Origin of the sequence: Streptomyces lydicus (genome assembly GCF_001729485.1) — a bacterium.
GTDB lineage: Bacteria > Actinomycetota > Actinomycetes > Streptomycetales > Streptomycetaceae > Streptomyces > Streptomyces lydicus_D.
The window spans coordinates 2,238,943-2,254,101 of record NZ_CP017157.1 but is presented as its reverse complement, the minus strand read 5'-3'; the positions used below and the strand labels follow the sequence as shown (position 1 = coordinate 2,254,101).

At 71.4% G+C, this 15,159-nt stretch carries 13 protein-coding genes; 8 read left to right on the top strand and 5 right to left on the bottom strand.

The window, feature by feature from the left end; all coding sequences use genetic code 11:
- Positions 1-61: 61 nt before the first annotated feature.
- Together sufB and SL103_RS09640 are read right to left on the bottom strand one after the other, a co-directional pair.
- Positions 62-1,483, bottom strand: coding sequence for a Fe-S cluster assembly protein SufB (sufB, locus tag SL103_RS09645; protein ID WP_069568320.1), 1,422 nt, complete (start codon positions 1,481-1,483; stop codon positions 62-64).
- On the bottom strand, positions 1,480-2,334 hold the full coding sequence (locus SL103_RS09640; RefSeq protein WP_069568318.1) for a helix-turn-helix transcriptional regulator: 855 nt from the start codon (positions 2,332-2,334) through the stop codon (positions 1,480-1,482). The genes sufB and SL103_RS09640 overlap by 4 nt, the downstream gene beginning before the upstream one ends.
- A gap of 281 nt (positions 2,335-2,615) precedes the next feature.
- Between SL103_RS09640 and SL103_RS09635 the strand changes: the two genes are divergently transcribed.
- The 3 genes from SL103_RS09635 to SL103_RS09625 all read left to right on the top strand — a co-directional run bounded on the left by SL103_RS09635 (position 2,616) and on the right by SL103_RS09625 (position 5,504).
- Positions 2,616-3,605: an ABC transporter ATP-binding protein gene (locus SL103_RS09635; protein ID WP_079145658.1), complete on the top strand. Its 990-nt coding sequence runs from the start codon at positions 2,616-2,618 to the stop codon at positions 3,603-3,605.
- Between the two features lie 43 nt (positions 3,606-3,648).
- Positions 3,649-4,437 (top strand): ABC transporter permease, encoded by a 789-nt coding sequence (locus tag SL103_RS09630; protein ID WP_069568316.1) that lies wholly within the window; start codon positions 3,649-3,651, stop codon positions 4,435-4,437.
- Positions 4,438-4,499: 62 nt separating this feature from the next.
- Complete coding sequence (locus tag SL103_RS09625; protein ID WP_069568315.1) at positions 4,500-5,504, top strand: COX15/CtaA family protein; 1,005 nt, start codon at positions 4,500-4,502, stop codon at positions 5,502-5,504.
- Here the strand turns inward: SL103_RS09625 and SL103_RS09620 are convergent.
- The 3 genes from SL103_RS09620 to SL103_RS09610 all read right to left on the bottom strand — a co-directional run bounded on the left by SL103_RS09620 (position 5,477) and on the right by SL103_RS09610 (position 8,027).
- Positions 5,477-6,523 (bottom strand): amidohydrolase, encoded by a 1,047-nt coding sequence (locus SL103_RS09620; protein ID WP_069568313.1) that lies wholly within the window; start codon positions 6,521-6,523, stop codon positions 5,477-5,479. The two genes, SL103_RS09625 and SL103_RS09620, sit on opposite strands and share 28 nt — an antisense overlap.
- Before the next feature lie 127 nt (positions 6,524-6,650).
- Positions 6,651-7,022 carry a hypothetical protein gene (locus tag SL103_RS09615; protein ID WP_069568311.1) on the bottom strand — a complete coding sequence of 124 codons (372 nt, stop codon included), beginning with the start codon at positions 7,020-7,022 and terminating at the stop codon, positions 6,651-6,653.
- 54 nt (positions 7,023-7,076) lie between these two features.
- Positions 7,077-8,027, bottom strand: coding sequence for a heme o synthase (locus SL103_RS09610; RefSeq protein ID WP_079146203.1), 951 nt, complete (start codon positions 8,025-8,027; stop codon positions 7,077-7,079).
- Between the two features lie 456 nt (positions 8,028-8,483).
- On the opposite strand from SL103_RS09610, the gene tkt reads away from it, so the two are divergent.
- From tkt to pgl, 5 genes are read left to right on the top strand one after another with little or no spacing between them, the layout of a single operon-like run.
- Positions 8,484-10,586, top strand: coding sequence for a transketolase (gene tkt / locus SL103_RS09605; RefSeq protein WP_069568309.1), 2,103 nt, complete (start codon positions 8,484-8,486; stop codon positions 10,584-10,586).
- A gap of 34 nt (positions 10,587-10,620) precedes the next feature.
- The gene (gene tal / locus SL103_RS09600; RefSeq protein WP_069568308.1) at positions 10,621-11,739 is read left to right on the top strand and encodes a transaldolase; all 1,119 of its coding nucleotides are present in this window, start codon (positions 10,621-10,623) and stop codon (positions 11,737-11,739) included.
- Between the two features lie 4 nt (positions 11,740-11,743).
- The gene (gene zwf, locus SL103_RS09595) at positions 11,744-13,276 is read left to right on the top strand and encodes a glucose-6-phosphate dehydrogenase (protein ID WP_069568306.1); all 1,533 of its coding nucleotides are present in this window, start codon (positions 11,744-11,746) and stop codon (positions 13,274-13,276) included.
- Positions 13,273-14,325, top strand: coding sequence for a glucose-6-phosphate dehydrogenase assembly protein OpcA (gene opcA / locus SL103_RS09590; protein ID WP_069568304.1), 1,053 nt, complete (start codon positions 13,273-13,275; stop codon positions 14,323-14,325). Before zwf ends, opcA begins: the two co-directional genes overlap by 4 nt.
- Complete coding sequence (pgl, locus tag SL103_RS09585; RefSeq protein ID WP_069568303.1) at positions 14,322-15,104, top strand: 6-phosphogluconolactonase; 783 nt, start codon at positions 14,322-14,324, stop codon at positions 15,102-15,104. Before opcA ends, pgl begins: the two co-directional genes overlap by 4 nt.
- The last annotated feature ends 55 nt before the right edge of the window (positions 15,105-15,159 follow it).

Here is a 15,159-nt window from a genome sequence, read left to right as displayed (position 1 = left end):
GCTGTCGTAGTGCTCGCTTTCTGCGTCAAGAAGGGTTCTGCGGGCGGGACGGGCGGCCGGGTCAGCCGACCGCGCCCTCCATCTGCAGCTCGATCAGCCGGTTCAGCTCCAGCGCGTACTCCATCGGCAGCTCACGGGCGATCGGCTCGACGAAGCCGCGCACGATCATCGCCATGGCCTCGTCCTCCGACAGGCCGCGGGCCATCAGGTAGAAGAGCTGGTCCTCGCTGACCTTGGAGACGGTCGCCTCGTGGCCCATGGAGACGTCGTCCTCGCGGACGTCGACGTAGGGGTAGGTGTCCGACCGGGAGATGGTGTCCACCAGCAGGGCGTCGCACAGCACGTTGGACTTGGAGCCCGCGGCGCCCTCGCCGATCTCCACCAGGCCGCGGTAGGACGTACGGCCACCGCCGCGCGCCACCGACTTGGAGACGATGTTGGAGGAGGTGTTCGGCGCCATGTGGACCATCTTGGAGCCGGCGTCCTGGTGCTGGCCCTCGCCCGCGAAGGCGATGGACAGGGTCTCGCCCTTGGCGTGCTCACCCATCAGGTAGACCGCCGGGTACTTCATCGTCACCTTGGAGCCGAGGTTGCCGTCGACCCACTCCATGGTCGCGCCCTCGTAGGCGACGGCGCGCTTGGTGACCAGGTTGTAGACGTTGTTCGACCAGTTCTGGATGGTCGTGTAGCGGCAGCGGCCGCCCTTCTTGACGATGATCTCGACGACCGCGGAGTGCAGCGAGTCCGACTTGTAGATCGGGGCGGTGCAGCCCTCGACGTAGTGGACGTAGGCGTCCTCGTCGACGATGATCAGCGTCCGCTCGAACTGGCCCATGTTCTCGGTGTTGATCCGGAAGTACGCCTGGAGCGGGATGTCGACGTGGACACCCTTGGGGACGTAGATGAACGAGCCGCCGGACCACACCGCGGTGTTCAGCGACGCGAACTTGTTGTCGCCGACCGGGATGACCGTGCCGAAGTACTCCTGGAAGAGCTCCGGGTGCTCCTTCAGCGCGGTGTCGGTGTCCAGGAAGATGACGCCCTGCGCCTCCAGGTCCTCGCGGATCTGGTGGTAGACGACCTCGGACTCGTACTGCGCGGCGACACCGGCGACCAGGCGCTGCTTCTCCGCCTCGGGGATGCCGAGCTTGTCGTAGGTGTTCTTGATGTCCTCGGGCAGGTCCTCCCAGGAGGCGGCCTGCTGCTCGGTGGAGCGGACGAAGTACTTGATGTTGTCGAAGTCGATGCCCGACAGGTCCGAGCCCCAGTTCGGCATGGGCTTCTTGTCGAACAGCCGCAGGCCCTTGAGGCGGAGCTTGAGCATCCACTCCGGCTCGTTCTTCTTCGCCGAGATGTCGCGGACGACGGCCTCGGAAAGACCGCGCTTGGCCGAGGCGCCGGCCACGTCGGAGTCGGCCCAGCCGTATTCGTACTTGCCCAGGCCCTCGAGCTCAGGGTGAGCAGTCTCCGTGGGGAGCGTCATGCGGGGTTCCTCCCGGCCGTGCTTGCAGATGCTGTGGTGGTCTTGGGGTGGTGCTCACCGGTGCGGTGAGCTGCCTTGCCGGCACCGGCCTTCGGAACGAAGGTCGTGCACACCCCGTCGCCGTGGGCGATGGTGGCGAGGCGCTGTACGTGGGTCCCGAGCAGGCGGGAGAAGACCTCGGTCTCCGCCTCGCACAGCTGCGGGTACTGCTCGGCGACGTGGGCGACCGGGCAGTGGTGCTGGCAGAGCTGTTCACCGAGCTGGGGGTTGGGCGCGCTGCGCGCCGTAGCAGCGTACCCGTCCGCGGTCAACGCCTTCGCCAGGGCCTCGGTCCTGGCCTCCGGCTCGGCGTTCTCGACCGCGTCGCGGTAGCCCTCGGCCTGGGCGGCGAGCCGCGCCCGCGCGAACGCGGCGACGGCGGCCTCGCCCTTCTCGCCGCCGCCGGCGCTCTGCGCGATCCAGCGCAGGGCATCGGAGGCGAGCTGGTCGTACGCCTGGTCGAAGGCGTCCCGCCCGCAGTCGGTCAGGGCGAAGGCCCTGGCCGGACGGCCGCGGCCCCGGGTGCCGTAGACCCGCTTCTCGCGGGGCTCGACGACGCCCTCGGCGACCAGCGCGTCCAGGTGGCGGCGGACGGCGGCCTGGGTGAGCTCCAGGCGCAGGGCGAGCTCGGCCGCAGTGGACGGACCGTGGTCGAGGATGGAGCGGGCCACGCGGTTGCGGGTGCCCTGCTGCTCGTCGTGCGGTACCGGTGCGGCCTGCTGGGGCCGCTCGGCACGCCCGGGCGCGGAGGCGGCCGGCCCGGCGGTCTGCTCGACCTCGGGCTCTCGCTTGTCCTCGCTCGTGTATTTCACAACGCCATTGTTGCGTAATTCGTCAAAGTGATTCAAGCCTCGTCCACGCCCTGGACTCGTGGCCTCTATCACTTAGGCTTACCTCATTCAAGGGCCCGCCGGCGGGCCCGAAAGAGGCTCCGACCTGCGGCGGCGCCGACCGGGACCGGACGACCCGCCCCGGCCCCCCGGGCGGCACGGATCCGTCGGCCCGCGCTCCGCCGGACCGGTGACCCCGGGAGCCCGCCGGCAGCCACGCCCCCGTGGCGGGCCGCCGCCGCGCGCTTCGTAGACTTCCCGCCATGCGCAGCAGCTCCCCGGGGGGCGCCCCCCGGACCCGCCCCCACGCTCCGGCGGGGGGATCCACAGGCCCCGGGCCTGCCGTCGAGATCACCGGCCTGGTCAAGCGGTACGGGACCACGACCGCGGTGGACGGGCTCGACCTGACCGTCGCCCGCGGCGCGGTCACCGCGGTGCTCGGCCCCAACGGCGCCGGCAAGACCACCACCGTCGAGACCTGCGAGGGCTACCGCCGCCCGGACGCCGGCCGGGTCCGCGTCCTGGGCCTGGACCCGGTCGCCGACTCCGCCGCGCTGCGCCCGCGGATCGGCGTGATGCTGCAGTCCGGCGGCGTCTACGCCGGCGCCCGTGCGGTGGAGATGCTGCGGCACACCGCCACCCTGCACGCCCACCCGCTCGACGTCGACGGGCTCGTCGAACGCCTCGGCCTGGGCAGCTGCGGCCGGACCCCCTACCGGCGGCTGTCCGGCGGACAGCAGCAGCGGCTCGCGCTGGCGATGGCCGTGGTCGGCCGCCCCGAGCTGGTCTTCCTCGACGAGCCGACCGCCGGTCTCGACCCGCAGGCCCGGCACGCCACCTGGGACCTCGTACGGGAGCTGCGCGCCGACGGCGTGAGCTGCGTGCTGACCACCCACTTCATGGACGAGGCCGAGCAGCTGGCCGACGACGTCGCGATCATCGACGGCGGCCGGGTGATCGCCCAGGGCAGCCCGGAGGAGCTGTGCCGCGGCGGCGCGGAGAACAGCCTGCGCTTCACCGGACGGCCCGGCCTGGACCTCGCCTCGCTGCTCAAGGCGCTGCCCGCCGACAGCGCGGCCACCGAGCTCGCCACCGGCACGTACCGCGTGCACGGAAAGATCAACCCGCAACTGCTGGCCACGGTCGCCTCCTGGTGCGCGCAGAACGGGGTGATGCCGGACGCCATAGCGGTCGAACGGCACACCCTGGAGGACGTCTTCCTGGAACTGACCGGCAAGGAGCTGCGCGCATGACGCAGAACGACACGGGTTCCCTGACCGGCAAGGAGCTGCGCGCATGACCGCCACCAAGACCGGTACGGCTGCCGGCACCTTCGCCCCGCGGCCCGGCGCCGCGCCCCTGTCCCGGATGATCCGGGCCCAGGCGGCCCTGGAGACCAGGATGCTGCTGCGCAACGGCGAGCAGCTGCTGCTGACCGTCGTCATCCCGACGCTGCTGCTGGTGCTGTTCTCCACCGTCGACATCGTCGACACCGGGGCCGGCAGCGCGGTGGACTTCCTCGCGCCGGGCGTCCTCGCGCTGGCCGTGATGTCCACGGCGTTCACCGGCCAGGCCATCGCCACCGGCTTCGAGCGCCGCTACGGCGTCCTCAAGCGGCTGGCCGCCTCCCCGCTCCCCCGCTGGGCGCTGATGACCGCCAAGACCTGTTCGGTGCTGGTCACCGAGATCCTGCAGATCGTGCTGCTGACGGTGATCGCCTTCGCGCTGGGCTGGTCCCCGCGGGGCAACCCGCTCGCGGTGCTGCTGCTGCTCCTTCTGGGGACGGCCGCGTTCTCCGGTCTCGGGCTGCTGATGGCCGGAACGCTGAAGGCCGAGGCGACGCTGGCCGCCGCCAACCTGGTCTTCCTGCTGCTGCTCGTCGGCGGCGGCGTGATCGTCCCGCTGGCGAAGTTCCCGGAGGCGGCCCGCCACGTGCTGGAGTTCCTGCCGGTCTCGGCGCTGTCGGACGGCCTGCGGACGGTCCTTCAGCACGGCGCGTCGATGCCCTGGGCCGACCTCGGCATCCTCGCCGTATGGGCGGTGCTGGGGCTGGGCGCGGCGGCGAGGTTCTTCCGCTGGGAGTAGCCCCGCGCGGTTCGGCCCACCCCTCGTGAAAGTTTGCACAAGGCCCCGCCTACGATGGCTCCGTGCCGAATTCGCTGAATCCCCTTGAGCTGATCGCCCGCCGCTGGCAGCCGTCTGCGGCCTTCGTCCGGCGGGCCGCGCTCGCGACCGTCGTGATGGCCGTGATCATCGTCGTCACGGGCGGCGCGGTCCGGCTCAGCCAGTCCGGACTGGGCTGCTCGACCTGGCCGAAGTGCACCCCGGACAGCCTGACGCCGACCGCGGCGATGGGCATCAACGGCATCATCGAGTTCAGCAACCGCATGCTGACGGACGTGCTGTGCGTGGTCGTCGGCGTGTTCATCATCGCCGCCCGCGCCCGCAGCCCGCGGCGCCGCTCGCTCACCCGGCTCGGCTGGGCGCAGTTCTGGCTCGTCATGAGCAACGCCGTCATCGGCGGCATCACGGTCCTGTCCGGCCTGAACCCGTACATCGTCGGCTCGCACTTCCTCGCGGCCACGGCGCTGCTCACGGTCGCCGTGCTGAGCTGGTGGCGGGCCCGCGAGGGCGACGAGGAGCCGCGTGACCTGGTCACCCGCCCGGTGCGGCAGCTGGCCTGGCTGCTGGTCGGGGCGACCGGCGCGCTCACCGTCATCGGCACGGTCGTCACCGGCGCGGGCCCGCACGCGGGCGACGCCCACAAGGTGCACCGCATCCCGCTGGACTGGCAGGAGATCACCCAGCTGCACGTCGACTTCGTCTACATCGTCGTCGGCCTGACCGTCGCCCTGTGGTTCACGCTGCGCGCCGTCAAGGCGCCGGCCGCCCCGCGCCGGATGGTGCTGGAACTGTTCGCCTGCCTCGCCGCGCAGGGCGTCATCGGCTACGTCCAGTACTTCATGGGCCTGCCCGAACTCGTCATCGGCCTGCACATGCTGGGCTCGACCCTGGTGTGGATCTGCGCGCTGCGGCTGGCCCTGGCGCTGCGGGACCGCGGTCCGCTCCAGGAGGACGCGCCCGCCGTGGCGGCGCCCACCGGTGCGCACGAGGCACTCGACGCTCAGGCGGTCTCCGCGCCCAGCCGGTAGACCCGGCGCGCGGTGCCGGACGCGATCATCCCGGTGATCCGCCGCCCGTCCTCGGGACCGCACACGCCCTCGCCGGTCCATTCCCGTACGAGGCGCTCCATGGCGCGCAGGAAGAACCGGGCGCCGGTCACATACAGCTCGGGCAGTCCGCGGGCGCCCGAGGAGAACAGCAGCTTGCCGAACGGCGCGTGCGGCAGGGTCTCCTCGGGGTGCGGACCGGTGTCGGCGTAGACGTGCGCGTGGGCCGCGGCGAGCTGGGCCGCGCGGCGGTGGTGCGGTGCGGCGGGGAGCAGCACGAGGTCCGAGCCGATGCCGGTGGTGGCGCGCAGGAAGGCCGCGAGCCGCTGCGGATCGGGGCAGTGGAGCTGGACGGGCAGGCCGGTGGCCACCCCGCTCCACAGCAGATGGCGGACGAGTGCGGGTTCGGTGAGCCGGTCGCCGGGACGGCGGGCGCGCAGCCAGCGGTCGGCGGCGCGGCGGACCTCGCCGGCCTCGGGGGCGTGGCCGTCGCAGTAGCCGGCGCCGGAGGCGAAGGCGGTGGCGTGCTGGGCGGCGGCGTAGAGGGCCTCGGCGGTGTTGCCGATGAAGGAGTCGACGCTGCCGGAGGTGTCGGCGACCTGCTCGGCGAGCGGTTCGAGCCGTACGACCTCGTGGGCGCGGGCCTCGGCGGCGGTGGCCATCTCGGTGGCCGAGGTCAGCTCGCTGGGGGTGCCGGCCTCCAGCAGGAAGGTCCCGATGCCGGAGCCGCGCAGCAGCAGCCGGCCGGCCTGGTAGGCGCCCACCTCGCGTCTGCGGGCCAGGTAGCGGGCCGGCGGACAGTGCGGCTCCAGGCCGAGCAGCGGGGGGCACCAGCGGCGTATCGCGAGGCCGGTGAAGCTGTCGAAGTAGCTGGTGCCGGCCGGGGCCGGGCCGTGGGCGCCGACCGCGCCGGCCAGATGGCTCTCGAAGGAGCCGAGGCCCAGTTCGCCGTGCACCGCGCCGTGGCTGTACTGATCGATGAGCGGGGGAACGCCGTCCATCCGCCCCTCCTCGCGGTAAGCCCACCGGGCGTGGCCGGAACGCCGCGCCTGGTGGGCTTAACGGACGAGGTGGTGGTGAGGTAGCGGGCTCGGCCCGTGGCGTGCGCCCCGGGGCGCCGCCGGGGCCTCAGCCGTTGGCCGGGCCGCCCACCTGGATGCCCGCCATGCGGGACCACTCGTAGGGGCCGGTGCGGACCCTGGCGGCGAGGTCGCCGTCGAAGTCGTCCTGGAGGGTGAGGCCGGCGAGGGCGGCGGCGTCCTTGGCGGCGTCGGGGCTGTCGGCGACGAGGTTGCCCCACTCGCCGTTGGCGCCGACCAGGGCGATCCGGGTGCGGCCGCGGCCGATGTGCGCGAGCTGGCCCTCGGCGCTGCCGCCGTGGGACGCCGCGAAGGCGCGGATCTGCTTGGCGAGCCGGGCCGCGTGCTTGCCCGTGCGCTTGTCGGCCTGGGTGCCGGCCGCCGCGTCGGCCGGCGTCTCCGCCTGCTGGGTGTCTGCCATGACCCCATGCTACTCGCGAGTACGGCTTTCTGCGGGGGTGATCCCCCACACCTCTCAGCGCAGGAAGGGATCCACGGCGACCGCGACGAACAGCAGGGAGACGTAGGTGATGGACCAGTGGAACAGCCGCATCTCCTTGAGCTTCGGACCGGTGATGCCGGCCTTGGCCCGGGACTGCAGGGCGTGCGCCTCCTTGAGCCAGAAGGCGCCGCAGGCGACCGCCACGGCCGTGTAGAACCAGCCGGTGTAGCCCAGCGGTTGCAGCAGCAGCGAGACGGCGACCATCACCCAGCTGTAGGCGACGATCTGGCGCGCCACGGCCTTGTTGCCGGCGAGCACGGGCAGCATCGGCACGCCGACCCGCTCGTAGTCGTCCTTGGCCTTCATCGACAGCGGCCAGTAATGCGGCGGCGTCCAGAAGAAGATGACGAGGAAGAGGACGACCGCGGCCCAGGAGACCGTGTTCGTCACCGCCGACCAGCCGATGAAGACCGGCATGCAGCCCGCGATGCCGCCCCAGACGATGTTCTGGGAGGTCCGCCGCTTGAGGATCATCGTGTAAACGACGACGTAGAAAAGCAGCGCTCCGAGCGACAGCATCGCCGACAGCGGATTGACGAGGAACCAGAACCAGGCGGTGGAACCGACCGCGAGGGCGGTCGCGAAGACCAGGCACTCGCGCGGCGAGACCATGCCGGTCACCAGTGGACGCTGCGAGGTGCGGTCCATCAGGGCGTCGATGTCCCGGTCGATGTACATGTTGTAGGCGGCCGCGCCGCCGGCGGAGAGGTAGCCGCCGACGCAGGTCGCGAGCACGAGCCACAGGTCCGGGACGCCGCCGGCCGCCAGGAACATCACCGGGATCGTGGTCATCAGCAGCAGCTCGATGACACGCGGCTTGGTGAGCGCCACGAACGCCTTGACACGGGCCCCGAACGGACGGTGACCTGGACCCCCGTGGCTCTCGGAGAGCGCCCCCACAGGACGGGATTCGACGGCCGTCACGCACACCCCTGGAAGTAACATCGGCGGCGCCGCCGCCGAAGAGATAAGGCCAGCAAGCCCTTCCGGCCGTGGAGAACCGGTGACGACTTGCGCGTACCACGCCACTTTAGACGTTGGCCATACGACGGTCTTCGCGGGGGTGTGGTCGTGTTGGGGCCCGGGCCGGGCGGTGTCGCCGCCGGGATTCCCCGCGTGTTCGTGCGGCGTTCAGGAGGCGAACGTGACCACCCCCCGGCAGTCTGGTCGTATGGCCGACGCAGCCGGGTCGGGAATACCGGAACGTCCGATTTGGTTGCCCAAAGCAACGGGCAGTGCCGTCGCCGCCGCACCGATTGAGCGTCGAAAACACCGACTGAGCGTCGAAAAGGCGCGCGTTCCTGCGGGGGTAGGCTCGACACCGCCTGGCGGACATACCGTCCGCGGCATTCGACATGTGGAGAGGAGCCCTGACTCAGGGTGAGCACCAAGCCGACCACCACAGATTTCGAGTGGACCGATCTGGACCAGCGGGCGGTGGACACCGTCCGCGTCCTGGCCATGGATTCCGTGCAGAAGGTCGGAAACGGCCATCCTGGTACGGCCATGAGCCTGGCTCCCGCCGCGTATGTGCTGTTCCAGAAGCTGATGCGGCACGACCCCGCGGACCCGAACTGGACCGGCCGCGACCGGTTCGTCCTCTCCGCCGGCCACTCCAGCCTGACCCTCTACATCCAGCTCTACCTCGCCGGTTACGGCCTGGAACTGGACGACCTGAAGGCGTTCCGCACCTGGGGCTCGAAGACCCCCGGGCACCCGGAGTACGGCCACACGACCGGCGTGGAGACCACCACCGGCCCGCTGGGCCAGGGTGTCGCCAACGCGGTCGGCATGGCGATGGCCTCGCGCTACGAGCGCGGCCTGTTCGACCCGGACACGGCGCGCGGCAGCTCGCCCTTCGACCACACCGTCTACTGCGTCGCCGGCGACGGCTGCCTCCAGGAGGGCATCTCCGCCGAGGCGTCCTCCATGGCCGGCCACCAGAAGCTCGGCAACCTGGTCCTGCTGTGGGACGACAACCACATCTCGATCGAGGGCGACACCGAGACCGCCGTCTCCGAGGACACCTGCAAGCGCTACGAGGCGTACGGCTGGCACGTGCAGCGCGTGGAGCCCAAGGAGAACGGCGACCTGGACCCCGAGGCGCTGTTCCGCGCCCTGGAGGCCGCCAAGGCCGTCACCGACCGGCCGTCGTTCATCGCGATGCGCTCGATCATCGCCTGGCCGGCCCCCAACGCCCAGAACACCGAGGCCGCGCACGGCTCGGCGCTGGGCGAGGAGGAGGTCGCCGCCACCAAGCGCGTACTGGGCTTCGACCCCGAGCAGCACTTCGAGGTCAAGGACGAGGTGCTCGCGCACACCCGCGCCGCCCTCGACCGCGGCCGGGACGCCCAGAAGGAGTGGGAGAAGTCCTTCGCCGCCTGGCGCACCGCCAACCCGCAGCACGCCGCGGAGTTCGACCGGATCGCCGCGGGCGAGCTGCCCGAGGGCTGGGAGGACCACCTGCCGGCCTTCGAGACCGGCAAGTCCGTGGCCACCCGTGCCGCCTCCGGCAAGGTGCTCCAGGCGCTCGGCGCGGTCATCCCCGAGCTGTGGGGCGGCTCCGCGGACCTCGCGGGCTCCAACAACACCACGATCGACAAGACCTCGTCGTTCCTGCCGGAGGGCAACCCGCTGCCGGGTGCCGACCCCTACGGCCGCACCATCCACTTCGGTATCCGTGAGCACTCCATGGCCGCGGAGATGAACGGCATCGCGCTGCACGGCAACACCCGCATCTACGGCGGCACCTTCCTGGTGTTCTCCGACTACATGCGCAACGCCGTCCGGCTGTCCGCCCTGATGCACCTGCCGGTGACGTACGTGTGGACGCACGACTCCATCGGTCTGGGCGAGGACGGTCCGACCCACCAGCCGGTCGAGCACCTGGCCTCGCTGCGCGCCATCCCCGGCCTGAACGTCGTCCGCCCGGCCGACGCCAACGAGACCGCGCTCGCCTGGCGCGAGATCCAGCGCCGCTGGACCAAGAAGTTCGGCGTGGGCGCCCCGCACGGCCTGGCGCTGACCCGTCAGGGCGTGCCGACGTACCCGGCCAACGAGGACACCGCCAAGGGCGGCTACATCATGTTCGAGGCGGAGGGCGCCGACGGTGCGGCCACCACGCCGCAGGCCGTACTGATCGCCACCGGCTCCGAGGTCCAGCTCGCCGTCGAGGCGCGCGAGCAGCTGCAGGCCGAGGGCGTGCCGACCCGCGTGGTGTCGATGCCGTCGGTGGAGTGGTTCGACGAGCAGGACCAGGACTACCGCGAGCGGGTGCTGCCCCCGTCGGTCAAGGCGCGGGTCGCCGTCGAGGCCGGCATCGGTCTGACCTGGCACCGCTTCGTGGGCGACGCCGGACGCATCGTGTCGCTGGAGCACTTCGGCGCCTCCGCCGACGGCAAGGTCCTGTTCCGTGAGTTCGGGTTCACCGCCGACCGGGTCGCCGACGCCGCCCGGGAATCGCTGGCAGCCGCCGCGCGCTGACGCACGTACACAACAAGTAGGAGATGCAGAACCCATGACAGACGCACTCAAGCGCCTCTCCGACGAAGGCGTCGCGATCTGGCTGGACGACCTGTCGCGCAAGCGCATCACGTCCGGCAACCTCGCCGAGCTGATCGACCAGCAGCACGTCGTCGGCGTCACGACCAACCCGTCGATCTTCCAGAAGGCGATCTCCTCGGGCGACGGCTACCAGCAGCAGGTCGCCGACCTCGCCGCCCGTAAGGTCACCGTCGAGGAAGCCATCCGCATGATCACGACGGCGGACGTCCGGGACGCCGCCGACGTGCTGCGGCCGGTCTTCGACGCCACCGGCGGGCAGGACGGCCGGGTCTCCATCGAGGTCGACCCGCGCCTGGCCCACAACACCACGGCGACCATCGCCGAGGCCAAGCAGCTGGCGTGGCTGGTGGACCGCCCGAACACGCTGATCAAGATCCCGGCCACCAAGGCGGGCCTGCCGGCGATCACCGAGGTCATCGGCCTGGGCATCAGCGTCAACGTCACGCTGATCTTCTCGCTGGAGCGCTACCGCGAGGTGATGGACGCCTACCTCGCCGGCCTGGAGAAGGCCAAGGCCGCGGGCCTGGACCTGTCCCTGATCCGTTCGGTGGCCTCGTTCTTCGTGTCCCGCGTGGACACCGAGATCGACAAGCGCCTGGACAAGAACGGCACCGACGAGGCCAAGGCCCTCAAGGGCAAGGCCGCGCTGGCCAACGCCCGGCTCGCCTACCAGGCGTACGAGGAGGTCTTCTCCTCGGACCGCTGGGCCGCCCTCGACAAGGCCGGCGCCAACAAGCAGCGTCCGCTGTGGGCCTCGACCGGCGTCAAGGACCCGGCCTACAAGGACACCCTGTACGTCGACGACCTGGTCGCCCCGGGCACGGTCAACACCATGCCGGAGGCCACCCTGGAGGCCACCGCCGACCACGGGCAGATCACCGGTGACACGGTGCGCGGCACGTACGACTGGGCCAAGGCCGACCTCGACGCGATCGCGCGCCTCGGGATCTCGTACGACGATGTCGTACAGCTCCTGGAGGACGAGGGCGTCGAGAAGTTCGAAGCCTCCTGGAACGACCTGCTCAAGTCGACCGAGGCGGAGCTCAAGCGCCTCGCTCCCTCGGAGGGCTGATCCCTTGACCGCTGTTCATGGAGCGAATCCGCTTCGTGACCCCGCAGACCGACGGCTCCCGCGCATCGCGGGGCCGTCGGGCCTGGTCATCTTCGGTGTCACGGGCGATTTGTCCCGTAAAAAGCTGATGCCCGCCGTCTACGACCTGGCCAACCGCGGACTGCTCCCGCCGGGTTTCTCCCTCGTCGGCTTCGCCCGTCGCGAGTGGGAGCACGAGGACTTCGCGCAGGAGGTGTACGAGGCGGTCAAACAGCACTCCCGTACGCCGTTCCGCGAAGAGGTCTGGCAGCAGCTGGTCCAGGGCTGCCGCTTCGTGCAGGGCACCTTCGACGACGACGACGCCTTCGAGCGGCTCAAGAGCACCATCAACGAGCTCGACAAGGCACAGGGCACCGGCGGCAACTTCGCCTTCTACCTGTCCGTGCCGCCGAAGTTCTTCCCCACCGTCGTCCAGCAGCTCAAGAAGCACGGGCTGGCCGACCAGCAGGAGGGCTCCTGGCGCCGCGCGGTCATCGAGAAGCCGTTCGGACACAACCTGGAGAGCGCGCAGGAGCTCAACCGGATCGTCCACGAGGTCTTCCCGCCCAACGAGGTCTTCCGGATCGACCACTACCTGGGCAAGGAGACGGTCCAGAACATCCTGGCGCTGCGGTTCGCCAACACGATGTTCGAGCCGCTGTGGAACCGCAGCTACGTCGACCACGTCCAGATCACGATGGCCGAGGACATCGGCATCGGCGGCCGGGCCGGCTACTACGACGGCATCGGCGCCGCCCGTGACGTCATCCAGAACCACCTCCTCCAGCTGCTCGCGCTGACCACGATGGAGGAGCCCGCCTCCTTCGAGGCGCACTCCCTGGTCGCCGAGAAGACCAAGGTGCTGGGCGCCGTCCGGCTGCCCAAGGACCTCGGCAAGGAGACGGTCCGCGCGCAGTACACGGGCGGCTGGCAGGGCGGTGAGAAGGCCGTCGGCTACCTCGAGGAAGAGGGCATCAACCCCAAGTCGACGACCGACACCTACGCGGCGATCAAGCTGTCGATCGACAACCGCCGCTGGGCGGGTGTCCCCTTCTACCTGCGCACCGGCAAGCGGCTGGGCCGCCGGGTCACCGAGATCGCGGTGATCTTCCAGCGCGCCCCGCACTCCCCCTTCGACCGCACCGCCACCGAGGAGCTGGGGCAGAACGCCCTGGTCATCCGGGTGCAGCCGGACGAGGGCGTGACCGTGCGCTTCGGCTCGAAGGTGCCCGGCACCTCGATGGAGGTCCGGGACGTCTCGATGGACTTCGCGTACGGCGAGTCCTTCACGGAGTCCAGCCCCGAGGCGTACGAGCGGCTGATCCTCGACGTCCTGCTGGGTGACGCCAACCTCTTCCCGCGGGTGGAGGAGGTCGAGCTGTCCTGGAAGATCCTCGACCCGATCGAGGAGTACTGGGACAAGCACGGCAAGCCCGCGCAGTACCCGGCGGGCACCTGGGGCCCGGCCGAGGCGGACGAAATGCTCGCACGAGACGGACGGAGCTGGCGTCGGCCATGAAAATCGATCTGACGGAAACCACCTCCAGCAAGATCAACAAGGCGCTCGTGGAGGGCCGCCGGGCCGTCGGCACCCCCACCAGCGGCATGGTGCTCACCCTCGTCATCGTCACCGACGAGGAGAACGCCTATGACGCCCTGAAGGCGGCCAACGAGGCGTCCCGTGAGCACCCCTCGCGCACCCTCGTCGTCATCAAGCGGGTCAGCCGGTCGCCGCGCGACCGCGCCAAGGCCCGCCTGGACGCCGAGGTGCGGGTCGGCACGGAGGCCGGCACCGGCGAGACGGTGCTGCTGCGGCTGTACGGCGAGGTCATCGACCACGCCCAGTCCGTGGTGCTGCCGCTGCTGCTGCCGGACGCCCCGGTCGTGGTCTGGTGGCCGGTCAACGCCCCGCTGAACCCGGCCAAGGACCCGCTCGGCGCGCTGGCCCAGCGCCGGGTCACCGACGCCTACGCCGCCGAGGACCCCATCCAGGAACTGCTCGCCCGCGCGGAAACCTACACGCCGGGCGACACCGACCTGGCGTGGGCGCGCATCACGCCGTGGCGTTCGATGCTGGCTGCGGCGCTCGACCAGGCGCCGTGCACGGTGGCCTCGGCCGAGGTCGAGGGCGAGGAGTTCAACCCCAGCTGCGAGCTGCTCGGCATGTGGCTGGGCAGCCGGCTGGACATCCCGGTCACCCGCAAGGTGTCGGCCGGCCCCGGCCTGACCGCCGCCCGGCTGGAGTCCGACAGCGGCACGATAGTGCTGGACCGCCCGGAAGCCACCCTGGCCACGCTCTGCATGCCCAACCAGCCGGACCGTGCGGTGGCGCTCAAGCGCCGGGACACCGCGGAGCTGCTCGCCGAGGAGCTCCGCAGGCTCGACCCGGACGACATCTACGCCGCGGCGCTGAAGTACGGCGTGGACCGGCTGCGCACCGCCGGGGAGCCGTCCCCCGACCGGGAACCGGCGACGGACGGCGACCCGGGTGCCTCCGGAGACGCGCAGGACAAGCCCGCGGCGAAGAAGGCGGGCGCCAAGCCCGCCAAGAAGGCGGCCGCGAAGTGAGTGCTCCGCAGGTCGTCGTCCACCGCGACAAGGAGCTGATGGCCAAGGCGGCGGCGGCCCGGCTGATCACGAAGATCGTGGACGCCCAGGCCGCCCGCGGTGCCGCCTCCGTCGTCCTCACCGGCGGGCGCAACGGCAACGGGCTGCTCGCGGCCCTCGCCGAGGCGCCCGCCCGGGACGCGGTGGACTGGTCCCGGCTCGACCTGTGGTGGGGGGACGAGCGGTTCCTGCCCGACGGGCACCCGGACCGCAACTACACGCAGGCGCGCGAGGCGCTGCTGGACAGCGTGCCGCTGGATCCGGCGCGGGTGCACCCGATGGAGCCGGCCGGCGGCCGGTTCGGGAACGACGCGGACGCGGCGGCCGAGGCGTACGCCCTCGAACTCGCCGCGGCGGCCGGCCCCGAGGACCACGCCGCCGTCCCGTCCTTCGACGTCCTGCTGCTGGGCGTCGGCCCGGACACCCATGTGGCCTCGCTCTTCCCGGAGCTGCCCGCCGTCTACGAGACGGAGCGGACGGTGGTGGGCGTGCACGGCGCACCGAAGCCGCCGCCCACCCGCATCTCGCTGACCCTGCCCGCGATCCGCGCGGCACGGCAGGTGTGGCTGCTGGCGGCCGGCGAGGACAAGGCCAACGCGGTGGCCATCGCGCTCTCCGGCGCCGGCGAGGTGCAGGCCCCGGCGGCCGGCGCCCGGGGCCGCGGCCGGACCCTGTGGCTCCTGGACGAGGCGGCGGCGGCCCAGCTGCCGCGCGGGCTCTACCCGCCGGCCTCGGCCTGACCCGCCCTCACCCGCGCGGCCCCGCCCTCCCGAAGGAGGGCGGGGCCGCGCGGCG

Bases quoted from the DNA above. Each gene is read 5' to 3' on its own strand.
- sufB (WP_069568320.1), bottom strand. From the start codon at position 1,483: ATGACGCTCCCCACGGAGACTGCTCACCCTGAGCTCGAGGGCCTGGGC.
- SL103_RS09635 (WP_079145658.1), top strand. From the start codon at position 2,616: ATGCGCAGCAGCTCCCCGGGGGGCGCCCCCCGGACCCGCCCCCACGCT.
- SL103_RS09630 (WP_069568316.1), top strand. From the start codon at position 3,649: ATGACCGCCACCAAGACCGGTACGGCTGCCGGCACCTTCGCCCCGCGG.
- SL103_RS09620 (WP_069568313.1), bottom strand. From the start codon at position 6,523: ATGGACGGCGTTCCCCCGCTCATCGATCAGTACAGCCACGGCGCGGTG.
- SL103_RS09615 (WP_069568311.1), bottom strand. From the start codon at position 7,022: ATGGCAGACACCCAGCAGGCGGAGACGCCGGCCGACGCGGCGGCCGGC.
- tal (WP_069568308.1), top strand. From the start codon at position 10,621: ATGACAGACGCACTCAAGCGCCTCTCCGACGAAGGCGTCGCGATCTGG.
- opcA (WP_069568304.1), top strand. From the start codon at position 13,273: ATGAAAATCGATCTGACGGAAACCACCTCCAGCAAGATCAACAAGGCG.